General features: G+C 59.8%; 16 protein-coding genes. 9 read left to right on the forward strand and 7 right to left on the reverse strand.

Annotated elements, in window-relative coordinates:
* Window positions 1-10: 10 nt before the first annotated feature.
* On the reverse strand, window positions 11-940 hold the full coding sequence (locus tag JJQ51_RS11205; RefSeq protein WP_113329764.1) for a sugar phosphate isomerase/epimerase family protein: 930 nt from the start codon (window positions 938-940) through the stop codon (window positions 11-13).
* A gap of 245 nt (window positions 941-1,185) precedes the next feature.
* Window positions 1,186-2,247 (reverse strand): LacI family transcriptional regulator, encoded by a 1,062-nt coding sequence (locus tag JJQ51_RS11210; protein WP_233788593.1) that lies wholly within the window; start codon window positions 2,245-2,247, stop codon window positions 1,186-1,188.
* 233 nt (window positions 2,248-2,480) lie between these two features.
* Here JJQ51_RS11210 and JJQ51_RS11215 point away from each other — a divergent pair, with 233 nt between their 5' ends.
* Window positions 2,481-2,630, forward strand: coding sequence for a hypothetical protein (locus tag JJQ51_RS11215; RefSeq protein WP_015342612.1), 150 nt, complete (start codon window positions 2,481-2,483; stop codon window positions 2,628-2,630).
* 99 nt (window positions 2,631-2,729) lie between these two features.
* Here the strand turns inward: JJQ51_RS11215 and JJQ51_RS11220 are convergent, their stop codons facing one another.
* Both JJQ51_RS11220 and JJQ51_RS11225 read right to left on the reverse strand, forming a co-directional pair.
* Window positions 2,730-3,521 (reverse strand): HpcH/HpaI aldolase family protein, encoded by a 792-nt coding sequence (locus JJQ51_RS11220; RefSeq protein ID WP_113329762.1) that lies wholly within the window; start codon window positions 3,519-3,521, stop codon window positions 2,730-2,732.
* Window positions 3,522-3,856: 335 nt separating this feature from the next.
* Window positions 3,857-4,255 (reverse strand): VOC family protein, encoded by a 399-nt coding sequence (locus tag JJQ51_RS11225; RefSeq protein ID WP_113350499.1) that lies wholly within the window; start codon window positions 4,253-4,255, stop codon window positions 3,857-3,859.
* A 101-nt stretch (window positions 4,256-4,356) separates the two neighbouring features.
* On the opposite strand from JJQ51_RS11225, the gene JJQ51_RS11230 reads away from it, so the two are divergent.
* Complete coding sequence (locus JJQ51_RS11230) at window positions 4,357-5,067, forward strand: helix-turn-helix transcriptional regulator (RefSeq protein ID WP_113350500.1); 711 nt, start codon at window positions 4,357-4,359, stop codon at window positions 5,065-5,067.
* A gap of 42 nt (window positions 5,068-5,109) precedes the next feature.
* On the opposite strand, the gene rhaI is transcribed toward JJQ51_RS11230, so the two are convergent.
* On the reverse strand, window positions 5,110-6,402 hold the full coding sequence (gene rhaI / locus JJQ51_RS11235; RefSeq protein ID WP_113350501.1) for an L-rhamnose catabolism isomerase: 1,293 nt from the start codon (window positions 6,400-6,402) through the stop codon (window positions 5,110-5,112).
* Between the two features lie 220 nt (window positions 6,403-6,622).
* Complete coding sequence (locus JJQ51_RS11240) at window positions 6,623-8,719, reverse strand: bifunctional rhamnulose-1-phosphate aldolase/short-chain dehydrogenase (RefSeq protein ID WP_113350502.1); 2,097 nt, start codon at window positions 8,717-8,719, stop codon at window positions 6,623-6,625.
* Between the two features lie 207 nt (window positions 8,720-8,926).
* Between JJQ51_RS11240 and JJQ51_RS11245 the strand changes: the two genes are divergently transcribed.
* From JJQ51_RS11245 to JJQ51_RS11275, 7 genes are all read left to right on the forward strand, one after another.
* On the forward strand, window positions 8,927-9,739 hold the full coding sequence (locus tag JJQ51_RS11245; RefSeq protein WP_113329757.1) for a DeoR/GlpR family DNA-binding transcription regulator: 813 nt from the start codon (window positions 8,927-8,929) through the stop codon (window positions 9,737-9,739).
* 53 nt (window positions 9,740-9,792) lie between these two features.
* The gene (gene rhaS / locus JJQ51_RS11250; RefSeq protein WP_075853916.1) at window positions 9,793-10,788 is read left to right on the forward strand and encodes a rhamnose ABC transporter substrate-binding protein; all 996 of its coding nucleotides are present in this window, start codon (window positions 9,793-9,795) and stop codon (window positions 10,786-10,788) included.
* 73 nt (window positions 10,789-10,861) lie between these two features.
* Entirely contained in the window at window positions 10,862-12,397 is a 1,536-nt protein-coding gene (locus tag JJQ51_RS11255; protein ID WP_113351025.1) for a sugar ABC transporter ATP-binding protein, read from the forward strand.
* A 10-nt stretch (window positions 12,398-12,407) separates the two neighbouring features.
* The gene (locus JJQ51_RS11260) at window positions 12,408-13,412 is read left to right on the forward strand and encodes an ABC transporter permease (RefSeq protein WP_113350503.1); all 1,005 of its coding nucleotides are present in this window, start codon (window positions 12,408-12,410) and stop codon (window positions 13,410-13,412) included.
* On the forward strand, window positions 13,409-14,425 hold the full coding sequence (locus JJQ51_RS11265; protein ID WP_113350504.1) for an ABC transporter permease: 1,017 nt from the start codon (window positions 13,409-13,411) through the stop codon (window positions 14,423-14,425). Before JJQ51_RS11260 ends, JJQ51_RS11265 begins: the two co-directional genes overlap by 4 nt.
* Complete coding sequence (gene rhaM / locus JJQ51_RS11270; protein ID WP_113350505.1) at window positions 14,422-14,748, forward strand: L-rhamnose mutarotase; 327 nt, start codon at window positions 14,422-14,424, stop codon at window positions 14,746-14,748. The genes JJQ51_RS11265 and rhaM overlap by 4 nt, the downstream gene beginning before the upstream one ends.
* Entirely contained in the window at window positions 14,745-16,127 is a 1,383-nt protein-coding gene (locus tag JJQ51_RS11275) for an FGGY-family carbohydrate kinase (RefSeq protein ID WP_113350506.1), read from the forward strand. The genes rhaM and JJQ51_RS11275 overlap by 4 nt, the downstream gene beginning before the upstream one ends.
* Here JJQ51_RS11275 and JJQ51_RS11280 read toward each other — a convergent pair.
* Window positions 16,124-16,948 carry an aminoglycoside phosphotransferase family protein gene (locus tag JJQ51_RS11280; protein WP_113389393.1) on the reverse strand — a complete coding sequence of 275 codons (825 nt, stop codon included), beginning with the start codon at window positions 16,946-16,948 and terminating at the stop codon, window positions 16,124-16,126. The genes JJQ51_RS11275 and JJQ51_RS11280 overlap by 4 nt on opposite strands.
* Between the last annotated feature and the right edge of the window lie 24 nt (window positions 16,949-16,972).

Here is a 16,972-nt window from a genome sequence, read left to right on the forward strand (position 1 = left end):
TGGCTTGCCTCTAGGAAATGGTGATATCGAGTTCGGCGGCAGCGGCGCGCAGATAGCTCATGCCACGGCGCATCTCGTCATCGAATTCCGTCGTCGCTTCGCGGAAATGGGTCCAATGCGATGCACCCGGCGCGTCTTCCAGCTCCAGCGTGATCGGGCCGGAATAGCCGATGGTCTTGAGTGCCGCGAAAATCGCCTTCCAATCGATCTTGCCGCGCCCCGGGCGCCAATGGGCGTTGGTGTGCCCTTCATTATCGGAAAAATGCGTGTTGAAGATCCGATCGCCGAGCGCCAGCACGACGTAATGCGGCATGTCGCCGGCCGGAAAGAGATGGCTCGGGTCGAAGTTCAGGCCGAGATTGGCGGCACCGGTGCGCTCGATCAGCCGCAGCATGCCCTGACCGGAGCTGACCCAGCGATAAGGATGCGGCTCGATCGCGACCTTGAGACCCGCGGCGGCGGCAATCTCGCAAGCCCGGATAAAACCCTCCACGACGGCTTCATATTCACCCGTCCAATCCCATTGCGGTTCGACTGCCGCGCCCCACTCCTGCGAGATCGGCCGCTGCAGGATCGGCCTGACCTCGGACTGAAACGGATAGGGTGTCATGCTGGTAACGATCGGCGTGCCGATCGCGGCGGCGACTTCCATGCCGCGCCTGTAGCCATCGAGGTCAACTGTCGAGACGGCAGCATTTGCTGCGCGGCTGAAGGGTAGATTGAAGAAGAAGTTGGTGAGCACCAGCCCCTCTCCGTCTGCAATCTGCTTCAACTCGCGGATGGTTTCGCGCGTGTAGTAGCTCAACATGTCCACCGACCAGGCGGTGAGCTCAAATCCCTTGCAGCCTGTCGCAGCGAGCCGCCGCAACGGCGCTTGATACGGCGGGTTCCAATTGAAGGTCCAAATAGGCGATCCGAAAAAAAGCGATCCGTCGCTCACGTCATCCTCCCCTTACAATGCGTGAAGCCGCGCGCGGCGAGGCCTCCACGCCTGAACAATGTGCCTTGCCGATGAGCTTCCTCACTCGAAATCGGCAATTCGTAACGTTACGATTATGGAAAAGAGGAAGACTGTCAATCAGCGATTTTCTGGCCGACTAACGTTTCAATATTGCGCAATCTGCAAATTCGTAACGTTACGAATACCTTCTCGCCGCCTGCTCATCCTGCAAGCAGCAATATTTTTCAAGCGTGACGTGACTGGCTTTGATGATCGACGAAGGCGGCTTGGACGACTTCGCGCAGATCGGCCGGATTTTCGCCGGCGATTGCCCGATGCAGGAAGGCCGCCAATCGCTCGCCTATGGCATGGTTCGAATAGTGAAAGGTACTCAAAGGCGGGTTGAAGAAATCTGGCAGTGCGGTGCCGCCATAGGTAATCAGCGCGAAATCACTGCCGGCCTGCCGCCCGGCATCGCGCAAGCCGGCGAGGAAACCGAGAGCTGCCTCCTCGCTGGCAACGAAAGCGGCGGTCGCTGCGGGATTCTGCGCTGCTATGTGCTTTGCCATCTCGCGACCATTGTCGGGTGTCGCCGTGGTGAAATGGATGCCATCATCAGGCACATCGAGATGATGCTCGGCAAAAGTCCTGCGCCACCCTCTTACGAATTGCAGGCTGTAGGTGAATTGCTGGTTGGGCGCGATCAGCAGCGGCATATGGTGGCCGGCATCGAGCAGAAGGCGTGCAGCCTCTGCGCCGATCACTTCATGATCGAGATCGATGCTCGGATGAACGCTCAAGAGCTCCGTCCGCCCGAAGGTGACAAAAGGCATGCCGACTTCAAGCAGGTATTTGACGCGATCGTCCTGTGGTGTCGTATGCGTGATGATGACGCCGTCGACCGATCCCTCCTCGACGATATCGCGCACCGTCGCGAGTGGATCATCTGCCTGGAGCTGCGGGACGATTGTCGTTCGGTACCCTCGCGACTTCATATAGCGCGAAGCGCCTTCGATCAGCGAGGCAACGACAATGTTCATCTCGCCCTCACGCCCGAAAGGCAGCACGATGCCGATGGCGTGGGTTTTGCCGGTGCGCAGATTGATGCCACCGAGATTGGGACGATAGCCAAGCTCGCCCGCAACGCGCTTGACCAGTTCGATGGTCTCGCGATTGACCTCTGCGCCCTCCTTAAGGGCACGGCTGACCGTCGTGACCGAAAGACCGAGAGCCGTAGCAACGGTCCGCAAGGTCACGCGCTGACCTACTTCGCGACGCAAGCCGCGCCCCGCCGCCAATCCCTGCACCTTCGACAAATCATTCCGCTCCGCCATGTCGGAGCGAGAATGCCCGCAGGCGGGTGACGATGCAAGCGCAGGCTGCGATCAAAGTCGACAAGGGGGGAAGGTCGTGTTTGGGCTGTTATCCGATAGTATCACCCGACATCGGGGCACAACCTTGAGCATCTGTATTCAGCCCGCATTCAGAAAAGCAATTTTAAGATGCATATCGTTAGTCATTCTATCATTAGGGGAAACTCATGGACAAATACACCAAAACTGTTTTGACAATCATCGCCGTCGCGCTCGCGGCAATCGCCATCCAAAACACAATCACGCCGGCACAAGCGGTCGGTGGCGGCTGCGGTACCGAGACCTATCGGCCCTGCTATGTAAAGCTGGTGAACTAGAGCGGATCCAGATTTTAGGTTGAACAGACCTAAATCATCCGGCTCTAGCGCAACCACCGCTGCCCGTGGGATACCTCGGGCAGCTTTTATCTCAGCCGATTATGAATCAGCGCCTTTTCGCGCAGCCTGAATGGCCGTGCGGGCGCCGGCGCGCAGCTGCGCCGTTTCCGTGCCGGCGATAACCAGATCGAGGCCAAGCTTCAGATATTCCCCGGCGCGGGCGCCATCGCCGCCGAAGGCGCAAATGACCTTGCCGTGGGCGCGGCAGCGTGCCAGCACGGTTGCAAGCGCCTGATCGATCGCGGCGCTATCGGGTGCAAGACGGGCGCCGTTCGAAAGCGCGATCGAAAGATCGGACGGGCCAACAAAGATACCATCGATGCCGTCGACCGCGAGAATCTCGTCGATCGCATCGAGTGCCATGCGGGTTTCCACCATGGCGATGGTGGCGGTCAGGCTGTTGGCGCTCTGCAGATAATCTTCAGCTGGCAGGCCGAAATGATTGAGCGCCAGCGATGGCCCCCAGCTCCGCTCACCGAGCGGCGGATATTTCGTCGCTTGCACCAACGCGCGCGCATCATCGGCAGAATTGATCATCGGCGCGATAATCGCGGAGGCGCCCGCATCGAGAAGGCGCGAGGCAGAGGCAAAATCGCCGACGGGAATGCGGGCAATCGCCGGCTTGCCGGCCAGGCGCACATAGGCAATCCCGTTGGCGGCAGACTCCATGTTCCACATGCCATGCTGCATATCGAGCACGATGGTGTCGAAGTCTTCCTGCGCCAGATGATTGACGAGCATCGGATCGGGTATGCCGACCCAGCCGGAGATCATGCCGCCATTCTCGCGGCGTTTCAGGCGTCCGGTAAAACCGTTCATGTCAGTCGTCATCGTCTTTCCTCACCTATCAACAGCAGGGCTCTGCTTTTTGCCAGCCTCGACCGTCAAATCAAGGCGAGCCGTTGCAAGCGACAATACCCAATTCCCACTGTCGGGCCACTCGAAAGTGCACATGCGACTGAAGCAAATCGACGAAGCACGGCTGCGACCATCTTCGGTTGTCGTGCCGAAAGATGATTTCAAATCTGCCAGACGACCATGACAAATATGCAGTTATTTAGGTCGGTTGGTCACGCTCGCAAGACGCCAAGGCGTGACTGAAGACGAGAAATGCCGACAGGCAGACGGCATCGCCCAACCGCAGGATTTCGCCGGCGCCTTATCGCTCAACGTCCAGCAAAACGCTGCTTCGCAAAGTCCGTGACAGGCGTGTAGAGGCTGATGAGCGTACCCTCGGGATCGCGGATCTGCGCTGCCCGGTTGCCCCATGGCATCAGCTTCGGTTCGTGCACGACCTCCACCATGTCCTTTAGCTTTGCGAATTCGGCATCGACATCATCAACCTGGAATTCGATGATGATAGAGCGATTGGCGCAGGGCTCGGCACTGCCCTCCTTGAACAGAGCGACGGTCTCGACGCTCCCGATCGCAAGCGTCGCCGCGGGGGTGACGATCTCGGCAAAGACCGGTGCCAGCCACTCGGCCCGATGGCCGGTGACCATCTCATAAAAGCCGACCATTTTCCTGATGTCTGAGGCGATCAGACGCGTGGATGCCAGTTTCATCGCATACTCCTTCAAAAGGCCGGCCGAACATATCGTTGGCGCTCGAAGGCTCTTGTTGCATAAGGCTGTTGCCACCATACTGACAGCAGGAGTCAGCAGGAATGCGTCGCGCCGACCGTTTGTTTCAGATCATACAGATATTGCGCCGGTCGAGCCGGCCGGTGACCGCTGCCGCGCTGGCGGGTGAGCTCGAAGTCTCCAAACGCACGGTCTATCGCGACGTCGCCGATCTGATGGGCCAGCGCGTGCCGATCGAGGGTGAGGCCGGCTTCGGATATCTCCTCTCGCCCGGCTACGAAATGCCGCCGTTGATGCTGACACCGGAGGAGATCGAGGCTGTCGTCCTCGGAGCGCAATGGGTTGCAAGCCGCGCCGACAAGGCCCTTGCCAATGCCGCACGCGATGTGGTTGCCAAGATCACTGCCATCGTGCCCGAGCACCTGCGCCCCTTCATCCTCGAGCCGAGCGTCGGCGCCAAACCGCTTCTTCAGGAATCCGAAGAGGAAAACATCGACCTGCCAATGCTGCGGGCGGCAATCCGCGAAGGACGAAAACTTCGCCTGCGTTATCGGTCCGATGCGAGCGCGGAAAGCACAAGGATCGTCTGGCCCGTCATCCTTGGTTATTCCGACACGAGCCGCATTCTGGTGGCGTGGTGCGAGCTACGTGGAGGCTTCCGGCATTTCCGCACGGAGCGAATTCTCGCGGTCGAGGTGCTCGACGAAAACTATGGCCTGCGGCCAGGCGAATTGCGGCGTCGCTGGTCCGCCTGGCGAGAGGCCGAACTCCAGCAATTGGGGCAGGCGCGATAGGCATCGGGTGCCGGCGCCATTTTGTGCCGGCACCCGATAATCTCAGATAATACCGCCGCCGCCGGCAACGGAAGCCGGACGCTCTCCGGCAACCTTGCGGCGATAACCGCTCGCCCTGTAGGTGGCGACCGGATCGATGGCACCGCCAGCGCGGCGGCGAGCTTCGGCCAGGATCGGTTCGACATCGGCGCGATAGGCGCGTTTCAGCGTTTCCGATGCCATCAGCGCGTCATTCGCGTCCTGATACTCGCTAAGTGCATCGCGATCGACGATCAGCGCCTGCGCGTAGGCGCGGCGGATCTCGTTGGCGCTGGAAATCAAGCTCTCGATCGGATCGGTCACGTTATGCGACTGGTCGATCATATGCGCCGGATTGAAGTCGTTCACTCCGCGCCGTTCCGCATCGACCAGCTCGTTGAAGACGAGGAACAGGCGGTAGGGCTCGATGGCACCGGCATCGAGATCGTCGTCACCATACTTGGAATCGTTGAAGTGGAAGCCACCGAGCTTGCCGAACTGGATGAGGCGCGCGACGATCATCTCGATATTGGTATTCGGCGCGTGATGGCCGAGATCGACAAGGCAATGCGCTTTGGGGCCGAGCGTCTGCGCGATCAGATAGTTGGTGCCCCAGTCCTGCACGACCGTCGAATAGAAGGCCGGCTCGTACATCTTGTGCTCGGAAAACAGTCGCCAGTCATCTGGCAACGCCTTGTAGATATCGGCCATGGCGGCGAGATAGCGCTCGAAGGCCTTGGTGAAATTCGTCTGGCCGGGGAAGTTGGAGCCGTCGCCGATCCATACCGTCAGCGCCTTCGAGCCGATCGCCTTGCCGATTTCGATGCATTCGATGTTGTGCTCGACAGCTTGGGCGCGGGTCGCCGCATCGACATGGCTCAGCGAACCGAATTTGTAGGAATGCGCCTGACCGGGCGCATCGGAGAAAGTGTTGGAGTTCATGGCGTCGAAGCCGAGGCCGAGTGCATCGCCTTTCGCCTTCAATTCCTTCGCATCGGCCTTGTCCCAGGGAATATGCAGCGAAACCCTTGGTGTTGCCCGCGTCAGCTGCTGAATGACGGCGCAATCGTCGAGCTTGTCGAAGATGCCGCGTGGCTCGCCGGTGCCGGGGAAACGGGCGAAGCGCGTGCCGCCGGTTCCGACACCCCAGGACGGGACCGCGACGAAGAATTCCGAAACTTTTTTTGTGACGGCTTCGATATCGACGCCGCGGCGGGCGAGCGTGGCGCCCAGCGCCTCATAATCGGATTTCAATGCGGCGGCGCGCTTGTCGTTTTCTGCGGCGACCAGATCGGGCGCGATCCTGTATTCGGCCATTCTTTCCTCCCAATGCGTTATTCGAAATATCGGCGTTTCGATCAGCTTATTCCCTCTTCTCCCCCGCGGGGAGAAGATGCCCAACGGGCAGATGAGGGGATAAGGAGCGGAGCGACGACCATCTTGAGCGTGAGCGAAAGATAGAACTGCATCTGCCGCGCCCCCTCATCCGGCCCTTTGGGCCACCTTCTCCCCAGTGGGGAGAAGGAAGTGCGGCCAACTACCGCGTAAAGCTCTGCGCGTTGCCGGCGTCGACGTTGATGATATTACCCGTCGACTTGGCGGAAAGATCCGATGCCAGGAAGTAGATCGCCTCGGCAATGTCCTCGGGGAAAACATTGAGCTTCAGCATCGAGCGCTTGCGGTAATGTTCCTCCAGCTCGTCCACCTCAATCTTCGAGGAAGCAGCGCGCTGCTCGCGCCACTCGCCGTTCCAGATCTTCGAGCCGCGCAGCACGGCGTCGGGATTGACCGTGTTCACACGAATGCCGGCTTCCGCACCTTCCAGAGCCAGGCAGCGGGCGAGATGAATCTCGGCGGCTTTTGCCGTGCAGTAGGCAGCGGCATTCGGCGAGGACGCCAAACCGTTCTTCGACGCGACGAAAACGACATTGCCCCCCAGGTTCTGACGGCGGAACAGCCGGAAGGCTTCGCGCGAGACGAGGAAATAACCGGTCGCGAGGATATCGATATTGCGGTTCCACATCGAAAGCTCGGTGCTTTCGATCGGCGCGGACGAAGCAATGCCTGCATTCGAGACCAGAATGTCGATACCGCCGAATTCGACGCAAGCCTCAGCGAAGGAGGATATAACGGCATCCTCCTTCGTCACGTCGAGCTTAACGCTGCGCACGGCATCCGCACCGTATCTCTTGGCAAAATCGGCTTGGGTATCTTCAAGTGCCGACTGGTCGATATCAGCCAAAACGACGCAGGCGCCCTCGCCTACCAGCCGGGCGGCCGTGGCGCGACCGATGCCACCGGCGCCACCGGTCACGAAGGCAACGCGGCCGGCGAGGCTTTTCGGCTTCGGCATACGCTGCAGCTTTGCCTCTTCCAGCAGCCAATATTCGATATCGAAGGCTTCCTGCTCAGGCAGGCCTTGATATTCGGAAACCGTGGAGGCGCCACGCATGACGTTGATGGCGTTGACGTAGAACTCGCCAGCAATACGGGCAGTCGCCTTGTCGCGGGCAAAGGACAGCATGCCGACGCCGGGCACGAGAAAGATCACCGGGTTCGGATCGCGCATGGCCGGCGAATTGTCATGCTTGCAATCATTGTAATAGCGTGCGTAGTCGGCGCGGTAATCTTCCAATGCCTTGTCGAGGCCGGCGATGACGGCATCGACATCAGGCTTGGCCGGATCGAAATCGACGATCAGTGGCCGGATCTTGGTGCGCAGGAAGTGATCCGGGCAGCTGGTGCCGAGCGCGCCAAGCGGGCGAAGGTTTTTTGAGTTGACGAATTCGAGCACGGCATCCTGGTCGTCGAAATCGCCGAGCTTGCGCTCGGCCTTGCCGATGCGGCCGCGGATCTCAGGCATTAGCCGGGCGGCGATCGCACGACGCTCCGCCTGCGGCAGGCTCTGGGTGATGGCACCGCCGAAAATCGTCTTGCCTTCGGTCTTGGCTGCGAACCATTCGATCGCCTTGTTGATGATCGCGAGCGTCAGCTCGTAGCATTCCTTGGCGTCGTTGGCCCAGGTGAAGAGGCCATGGCTTTCGAGAACAACACCCTTGGCATTCGGATGCGCCTTGACGAAGGCTTCGAGATCAAGGCCGAGCTGGAAGCCCGGACGGCGCCAGGGCAGCCAGCCGATCTCGTCGCCGAAGATTTCGCGCGTCAGCTCGCGCGAGTTCTTCGAGGCGGCGATGGCAATGATGGCATCCGGATGCATGTGGTCGACATGGGTGAACGGCACGAAGCCATGCAGCGGCGTATCGATCGAAGCGGCACGGGCGTTGAGGTTGAAAGTGCAATGCGGCAGGAAGCCGACCATGCGATCCTCGTCTGCAACGCCCTGATAGATGTTCTTCAGGCTGTCCAGCTTGTCCTGATAAAGCGTGGCGAAACCGTCAAGCTTGATGGTGCCGACATCGCCGCCGGAGCCTTTGACCCAGAGCACCCTAACCTTCTCGCCGGAGAGCGGATCGGTTTCCATGACCTTGGCCGACGTGTTGCCGCCACCATAGTTGGTGATACGCTTATCGGCACCGAGCAGATTCGACCGATAAAGCAGCTTGCCAGGCTCATCGAGCCCATCAGCATGTGCATCATCCCAACGGTTTTCCAGAAGCTGAACGCCAGCCGCCATGTCATCCTCCCTTGAAATCAAGTCTTTCGGGCAGATCGGATCATGATGGAACCGCCCTTTGTGAGCAGGGTATCGCTCACGTATAGTCGCCTTGTCAATCGAAAACGATCAAATTCGATAATGTTGCGATGCAATATGAAAGTTTATGATCGTTTATGATTGACACATTGTCATATTTGCGAAATAACCGCCGACAAGGAGGAGCCAATGCACGAACGCGAACGCCATCGCATTATTCTGAGCGCCGTACAGGAAAAGTCTGTCGTGACGATTCAGGATATTTCCGAGCTGACCGAGGCTTCGGAAGCGACGATACGCCGTGATATCGCTGCCCTGCACGTACAGGGAAAGATCAGGCGTGTGCGCGGCGGAGCGGAATCGATCCATCCTCCGCAGCTCGGCAATCTGGCCGCGCGGCCGTTTCGTGTATCCGAAGCCGTCAACATCGATAGGAAACGCGCAATTGCGCGCAAGGCGGCCGAACTCTGCAATCCCGGCGACGCCATTATCATCAATGGCGGCACGACGACATTCCAGCTGGTTCACTATATCTCGGCCTTCCGGCTGCAGGTGATGACCAATTCCTTCGCGATCGCCGAACACCTGGTCAAGCATTCGAAGAATAACGTGACGGTGCCGGGCGGCGCGATCTATCGCGAACAAAGCCTGATCCTCTCGCCCTTCGACAACGATACGATCCGCAATTTCTATGCTCAGCGCATGTTCATCGGTGCGCAGGGCGTAGGCCCGCTGGGCGTCATGGAAGCCGACGCGCTGGTCATCCAGAGCGAGCAGAAGCTCATGCGCCAGGCCGACGAACTCGTCGTCATGGTGGATTCAAGCAAATTCCGCCAGCGCTCCAGCCTGATCCTTTGCCCGCTCGATCAGGTCTCGACCATCATCACCGACGACGGTGTTACCGCCGAAACCATGCGCATGATCGAGGATGCGGGCATTTCGCTCATTATTGCAAATGTTTCGGCTGAAGCCGAGGAGGAAGATTCCCCGTCGGTCGCATGAGACGCGCGGCTCAGGTGGGGTGAGCATGCCTATTAACTTTGGGAGGAAGTGACATGAATATTGCAAAGAAATTGGCGATCGGCGTCGCGCTCGCCGCCACGCTTTTCGCCGGCGCGGCCAGTGCAAAGGACATCAAGATCGGCCTCGTGGTGAAGTCGCTGGGCAACGGCTTCTTTGAAGCCGCCAACAAGGGCGCACAGGAAGCAGCCAAGGATCTCGGCGGCGTGCAGGTGATCTACACCGGCCCGACCTCGACCACGGCCGAAGGCCAGATCGAAGTCATCAACTCGCTGATCGCCCAAGGGGTCGATGCCATCGCGATTTCCGCAAACGATCCCGACGCAGTTGTTCCGGCCCTGAAGAAGGCGGCACAGCGCGGCATCAAGGTGATCTCCTGGGATTCCGGCGTCGCCAAGGCTGGCCGTATCCTGCAGCTGAACCCCTCGTCCAACGAACTGATCGGCAAGATGTGCCTGACGCTCGCCAAGGATCACCTCGACGGCGGCAAGGGCAATTTCGCCATCCTGTCGGCCACGACGACGTCGACGAACCAGAACATCTGGATCGGCGAGATGAAGAAGCAGCTGAAGGATTTCCCCGGCCTCAACCTGGTCACGACCGTTTATGGCGACGATCTCTCCGACAAGAGCTATCGTGAAGCCCAGGGCCTGTTGACCTCGCATCCCGAAGTCAAGGTCATCGTCGCTCCGACGACCGTCGGCGTGCTCGCCGCTTCGCAGGCCGTCAAGGATGCCGGCAAGATCGGCCAGGTCTATGTCACCGGTCTCGGCCTGCCGTCCGAAATGGCCGGCGCCATCAAGTCCGGCGCGACGAAGGAATTTGCGATCTGGAATCCGATCGATCTCGGCTATTCCGCAACGCAGATCGCCTATCGCCTCGTCAAGGGCGAGACCGACGGCAAGCCGGGCAGCGAGATCAATGCCGGCCGCATGGGCAAGATCAAGGTTGGCGAAAACGGCGAAGCCGCCATGGCCGATCCGTTCGTCTACAATGCTTCGAACATCGATCAGTTCTCCAAGGTTTTCTGATCGAAAATCGAACTCGCAGCTCTCCGGCGGCATCAGCCGCCGGACCTGGTTTCATTGATCCGGTACATTGCTGATGACCACAGTCCTTCAACGCTCCATCGCGGACGCACCAGCCGCGAACAATCAGGCCATTCTGGAAATGCGCGGCATTTCCCAGATCTTTCCCGGCGTCAAGGCGCTGGATGGCGTCAGCATTTCGCTCTATCCCGGCAAGGTGACCGCCCTGATCGGTGAGAACGGCGCGGGCAAATCGACACTCGTCAAGATTCTCACGGGAATCTACCGCCCGAACGAGGGCGAGATCCTCGTCGATGGCAAGGCGATGGCCTTTGCGAATGCGCAGGCCGCTATCGATGCCGGCGTCACAGCTATTCATCAGGAAACCGTACTCTTCGACGAGCTGACTGTTGCCGAAAACATCTTCCTCGGCCATGCGCCGCGCACATCCTGGCGCACCATCGACTGGAAGAGGATGAACAGCCGATCGAAAGAGCTTCTCCAATCGCTGGAAAGCGCGATCGATCCGACAACCCGCTTGAAGGACCTCTCCATCGCGCAGCGCCATCTTGTGGCAATCGCACGCGCCTTGTCGATCGAGGCCCGCATCGTCATCATGGACGAACCCACCGCCGCTCTCTCCCGCAAGGAGATCGATGATCTCTTCCGCATCGTCGAGGGATTGAAGGCAAAGGGCAAGGCCATCCTGTTCATCAGCCACAAGTTCGACGAACTCTACGAGATCGCCGACAATTTCGTCGTCTTCCGCGACGGCCGGGCCGTCGGCCACGGCAAATTGAAGTTGACACCACAGGATGAGATCGTCCGTATGATGGTCGGCCGCGATGTCAAGGACGCTTTCCCGAAAGTGCCTGTGACGATCGGTGCAACCGTTCTCGAAGTCGACAAATACTGTCACCGCACCGAATTCCGCGATATTTCCTTCAAGCTTCGGCGCGGCGAGATCCTCGGCGTCTATGGCTTGATCGGCGCCGGACGTTCCGAGCTTTGCCAATCGCTCTTCGGCATTACCAAACCGCTGTCCGGACGCCTGACGCTCGACGGACAGGAAATCCAAGTGCGATCGCCGCAGGATGCCATTCGCGCGGGGATCGTGTATGTGCCCGAAGAGCGCGGTCGCCACGGCCTGGCACTGCCGATGCCGATCTATCAGAATATGTCGCTGCCTTCACTCGGGCGCACCTCGCGCAAGGGCTTCCTGAAGGCAGCCAACGAATTCGCTCTCGCCCGCAAATATGCCGAGCGGCTCGATCTGCGCGCTGCCGCACTTTCCGTGCCCGTCGGCACGCTGTCTGGCGGCAATCAGCAGAAGGTGGTCATCGGCAAGTGGCTGGCGACGCAGCCGAAGATCATCATTCTGGACGAGCCTACCAAGGGTATCGACATCGGCTCAAAGGCCGCCGTCCATGGTTTCATCAGCGAATTGGCGGCTGAAGGTCTCAGCATCATCATGATCTCCTCCGAACTGCCCGAGATCCTCGGCATGTCGGATCGTGTGCTGGTCATGAAGGAAGGCCTGTCCGCTGGCCTTTTCGAGCGCGAGGGGCTCACGCCGGAAACCTTGGTGCGCGCCGCCACTGGAAATGCATAGGGAGGACGGGATGCCACGCATCCTCAAAAAGCGCGAAACTCTGCTCGCCATTATCATCGTCGTGATGATCGCCGGCTTCGCGACGCGCGCAGCCGGCTTTGCCGAGCCCGCCAATCTCGCCAATATCTTCAATGACACATCGATCCTCATCATCCTCGCGCTCGCCCAGATGACGGTCATCCTGACAAAATCGATCGATTTGTCCGTTGCCGCCAATCTGGCGTTGACCGGCATGGCGGTTGCAATGCTGAACGCATCCTATCCCGATATTCCGCTGATCGCACTCGTCATTACGGCAATCCTGATGGGCGCGGCTCTCGGCGCCATCAATGGCTATCTCGTCTGGGCGCTGGAAATCCCGCCGATCGTCGTCACGCTTGGCACCCTGACGATCTATCGCGGCATGGCATTCGTCCTATCGGGCGGCGCCTGGGTCAATGCGCATCAATTCACGCCGATTTTCCTGAACGTGCCGCGCACGCCGCTTCTCGGCCTGCCGGTGCTTGCCTGGATCGGTATCGCCATCGTTCTGATGATGTATCTGGTGCTGCGCTACACGCAGTTCGGCCGCTCGGCCTATGCCAGCGGCGGCAATCCGGTTGCCGCCGTCTATGCCGGTATCGATGTCGGCTGGACGCGCTTCCTCGCCTTCGTCCTCTCTGGTGCGCTCGCGGGACTGAGCGGCTACCTTTGGGTTTCGCGCTATGCGGTCGCCTATGTCGATATCGCCAATGGTTTCGAACTCGATAGCGTAGCCGCCTGCGTCATCGGCGGCATATCGATCGCCGGCGGTGTCGGTTCAGTCGCCGGCGCGGTCTTAGGCGCCCTCTTCCTCGGCGTCATCAAGAACGCACTTCCGGTCATCGGCATCTCGCCGTTCACGCAGATGGCGATTTCAGGCACCGTCATCATCCTTGCCGTCGTCTTCAACGCCCGGCGCGAACGCAACCGCGGCCGCATCATCCTGCGCGATCAAGCCGCAAAGGACACCGCCAGCCAGGGAGCACACGCATGAGCAACGGTTCGCAAGCGGCAACCGCGGAAAAGCGCGCCATTCCTGATCGCCTCGGCACGCCCTTCAAGCGCATCATGGCAAGCTGGGAAACACTGCTCTTCGGCGTCGCGGTCGCGATCTTCATCTTCAACTCGCTGGCCTCGCCCTATTTCCTCGATCCGTTCAATCTCTCGGACGCGACCTTCAACTTTACCGAAAAGGCGATGATCGCCTTTGCCATGGCGCTGCTCGTCATCGCGGGCGAAATCGACCTCTCGGTCGCAGCCATCATCGCGCTGGCGTCGACGGCGATGGGCGCTGCCGCGCAAATGGGCGTCGACACGGCCGGCCTCGTTGCGATCGGTATCGGCGTCGGCCTCGTCTGCGGCATCTTCAACGGATTCCTCGTTTCCGTGCTGAAGCTGCCGTCAATCGTCGTCACCATCGGCACGATGAGCCTGTTTCGCGGCATTTCCTATATCGTTCTCGGCGACCAGGCCTATGGCAACTATCCGGATAGTTTCGCCTATTTCGGCCAGGGCTATGTCGTCTGGGTCTTCTCGTTCGAATTCGTGCTCTTCATCGTGCTGGCGATCGCCTTTGCCATCCTGCTGCATGCGACGAATTTCGGCCGGCAGGTCTATACGATCGGCAACAATGATTTTGCTGCGCGCTTCTCGGGCATTCCAGTCGAGCGGGTCAAATTCATCCTGTTTCTCCTAACCGGCATCATGAGCGGTATCGCCGCCGTCTGCCTCACCTCGCGCCTCGGCTCGACGCGCCCCTCGATCGCGCTGGGATGGGAACTGGAGGTGGTGACCATGGTCGTGCTCGGCGGCGTATCGATCCTCGGCGGCTCGGGGACGATCGGCGGCGTCGTCATCGCTGCTTTCGTCATGGGCTTGGTCACCTTCGGCCTTGGCCTGCTGAATGTTCCCGGCATTGTCATGTCGATTTTCATCGGCCTCCTCCTCATCATCACCATCGCGCTGCCGATCGTGGCAAAGCGCATCAAGACCATGAGCTCCAAATGACCGCTGCTCACGAACGCCACGCCTTCAAGATGACGCTCAATCCAGGCATGGAAGCAGAATACCGCAAGAGACATGATGAAATCTGGCCTGAGCTGGTGGATCTGCTGCATCAGGCAGGTGTCAGCGATTACTCCATCCATCTCGACCGCGAGACGAATACGCTTTTCGGCGTGCTGACCCGGCCGAAAGATCACACCATGGCCAGCCTGCCCGAACATCCCATCATGAAGAAATGGTGGGCACATATGGCGGACATCATGGCGACCAATCCCGATAACTCGCCCATCCAAAGCGATCTTGTCACGGTCTTTCATCTGCCATGAACAGCGAGACAGCCTACCGCCACATCGCCGTGATCGACATCGGCAAGACCAACGCCAAGGTCGTTGTGCTGGATGCCGGGACCGGAGCCGAGATTGCCGCCGTCAGGACTACAAACAGCGTCCTGAAGTCAGGTCCTTACCCGCATTACGATATCGAAAGCCTATGGCGCTTCATCATTGATGCGCTGAAGGGCTTTGCAGCCACGCCCGGCTTCGATGCCATATCAATCACGACGCACGGTGCTTCGGTGGTCCTGTTGGACGCCGGCGGCGATCTTGCCTTGCCGGTTCTCGATTACGAACACATCTATCCGCAAACCGTTCAGGAAGCCTATGGGCAAGTGCGTCCGGCTTTTGCCGAAACCTTTTCGCCGCGGCTATCCGGTGGCCTGAATGCTGGCGCGCAGATCCACTATCAGCAAAGCGCCTTCCCCGCTGATTTTGCCCGCGTCGCAACGATCCTGACCTATCCGCAATATTGGGCGTTTCGCCTGACCGGCGTCGCGGCCAACGAGATGACGTCTCTTGGCTGCCATACCGATCTCTGGAACCCGACGACCCAAAGCTATTCGTCCCTGGTTGACACGCTTGGCATTCGTGCCTTGATGGCGCCGGTCCGTTCGGCATTCGACGCCCTAGGCCCGGTGCTACCAGCACTTGCCGCCGATATCAGTCTCTCGTCGCCTGTCCCTGTCTATTGCGGCATTCATGATTCCAACGCCTCGCTGCTGCCGCATCTTGTCGAGAATGAAGCGCCTTTTGCCGTCGTCTCGACGGGGACATGGGTTATCAGTTTTGGCGTCGGCGGCGATCTCGATCATCTCGATCCCGCCCGCGATACCCTTGCCAATGTCGATGCCTATGGCCGCGCCGTGCCGTCTTCCCGCTTCATGGGCGGCCGCGAGTTCGAGATTCTGGCAGCGGAAATCGGTATTGCATCCCATGAAGCAATCGAAGCCGCGTTGGAACGGGTGATCGAGAAAGGCCTCATGCTACTGCCCAATGTAGTCGAGGGCTCTGGTCCGTTTCCGGGCAGGAAAATGCGTTGGATCGGCAGTGCGACCAATTCCGCCGAACGCCTTGCCGCCGTCAGCGTCTATCTCGCGCTGATGACGGAAGCCTGCCTCGATCTGATCGGCGCTAAAGGACCAATCTTCGTCGAAGGTCCCTTTGCGTTCAATCGCGCCTACCTCATCGCCCTCTCTGCCTTGACGAGCACCGATGTCATCGCACTAGCCGGCTCAACGGGCACCAGCCAGGGTGCCGCCTTGCTGACGGGGATAAGACCCATCAGTGCCGCGGCCAGCTCCTCCACTCGCACCGAACTGCCGGGGTTGGCGCGCTATCGGCAGTCCTGGCGCGGGACCCTGATCTCCTAATCTTCGGTTCTGGCGAGTTCTGCCGCCGCGATTTCGGCAACGCGCAACGCTGCTTCGACGTGTTCATCCTCGCCATCTTCGATCAGCCAACCTGCCGAAAGGCCGGCCCAGGCAATGATCCATTGCAACAGGCGTCCGCGCTCCATTCCCGCCGCCTCGGCAACGACCGTTACTTGCCGGGCAAGACGGCCGGGAGATGTGGCGACGGCATTATCGGGATTGCAGAAGAGATTGGCGTAGTCAAAGCCGCGCTCGCCCACCAGGCCCTTGGGATCGATCGCAAGCCAGCCACGCTCCGCGAAATCGAGGATATTGCCGTGATGAATGTCCCCATGCAGGGCGACGACATCGCGGGGCTCCGCCAACAGCATGCGCGCGACAACCGCGGACTGGACGAAGATACCGCCTTCACAATGAGCCATGGTTTCGAGCGAACGAAAGCGGTGGACAAGCGGAACCAATTGCGGCAAGGCGCCGCCGCGAGAGGCGTGGAGCCCGGCGACGGCCTTGCAGATGATCCGGCTTGCCTGGTCGTCCTCACCATTCCTTGCCATCTCGGCAAGTGAGCGGCTGCCTATTGCCCGTTCGAGCAGGATAGCATCGTCCTGATGCTCGAGAACGCGCGCAGCACCAATGCCATTCCACCAGACCATAAGCTCGGCCCCCGATTTCTCCTCCGGTGCGTCGGCGATCTTCAGCATCGCCGGCTCGCCATCACGACGCACGGGAAAAAGCCGGCTGGAATGCGTCACGATCGGGGTACCGTCGGGAATCAGCCGCCAGAGGTCAAAATAGACCTTCGAATCGTCATTGTCGTTCACGCGATACTGATCTCCTTGGCCCGG

The organism is Rhizobium sp. AG207R (assembly GCF_027109195.1).
Lineage (GTDB): Bacteria > Pseudomonadota > Alphaproteobacteria > Rhizobiales > Rhizobiaceae > Rhizobium > Rhizobium dioscoreae.

What these genes read in the sequence shown, in the direction of transcription:
- JJQ51_RS11215 (WP_015342612.1), top strand. Translation starts at nt 2,481, where the DNA reads ATGGACAAATACACCAAAACTGTTTTGACAATCATCGCCGTCGCGCTC.
- JJQ51_RS11220 (WP_113329762.1), bottom strand. Translation starts at nt 3,521, where the DNA reads ATGACGACTGACATGAACGGTTTTACCGGACGCCTGAAACGCCGCGAG.
- JJQ51_RS11225 (WP_113350499.1), bottom strand. Translation starts at nt 4,255, where the DNA reads ATGAAACTGGCATCCACGCGTCTGATCGCCTCAGACATCAGGAAAATG.
- JJQ51_RS11230 (WP_113350500.1), top strand. Translation starts at nt 4,357, where the DNA reads ATGCGTCGCGCCGACCGTTTGTTTCAGATCATACAGATATTGCGCCGG.
- rhaI (WP_113350501.1), bottom strand. Translation starts at nt 6,402, where the DNA reads ATGGCCGAATACAGGATCGCGCCCGATCTGGTCGCCGCAGAAAACGAC.
- JJQ51_RS11240 (WP_113350502.1), bottom strand. Translation starts at nt 8,719, where the DNA reads ATGGCGGCTGGCGTTCAGCTTCTGGAAAACCGTTGGGATGATGCACAT.
- JJQ51_RS11245 (WP_113329757.1), top strand. Translation starts at nt 8,927, where the DNA reads ATGCACGAACGCGAACGCCATCGCATTATTCTGAGCGCCGTACAGGAA.
- rhaS (WP_075853916.1), top strand. Translation starts at nt 9,793, where the DNA reads ATGAATATTGCAAAGAAATTGGCGATCGGCGTCGCGCTCGCCGCCACG.
- JJQ51_RS11255 (WP_113351025.1), top strand. Translation starts at nt 10,862, where the DNA reads ATGACCACAGTCCTTCAACGCTCCATCGCGGACGCACCAGCCGCGAAC.
- JJQ51_RS11260 (WP_113350503.1), top strand. Translation starts at nt 12,408, where the DNA reads ATGCCACGCATCCTCAAAAAGCGCGAAACTCTGCTCGCCATTATCATC.
- JJQ51_RS11265 (WP_113350504.1), top strand. Translation starts at nt 13,409, where the DNA reads ATGAGCAACGGTTCGCAAGCGGCAACCGCGGAAAAGCGCGCCATTCCT.
- rhaM (WP_113350505.1), top strand. Translation starts at nt 14,422, where the DNA reads ATGACCGCTGCTCACGAACGCCACGCCTTCAAGATGACGCTCAATCCA.
- JJQ51_RS11275 (WP_113350506.1), top strand. Translation starts at nt 14,745, where the DNA reads ATGAACAGCGAGACAGCCTACCGCCACATCGCCGTGATCGACATCGGC.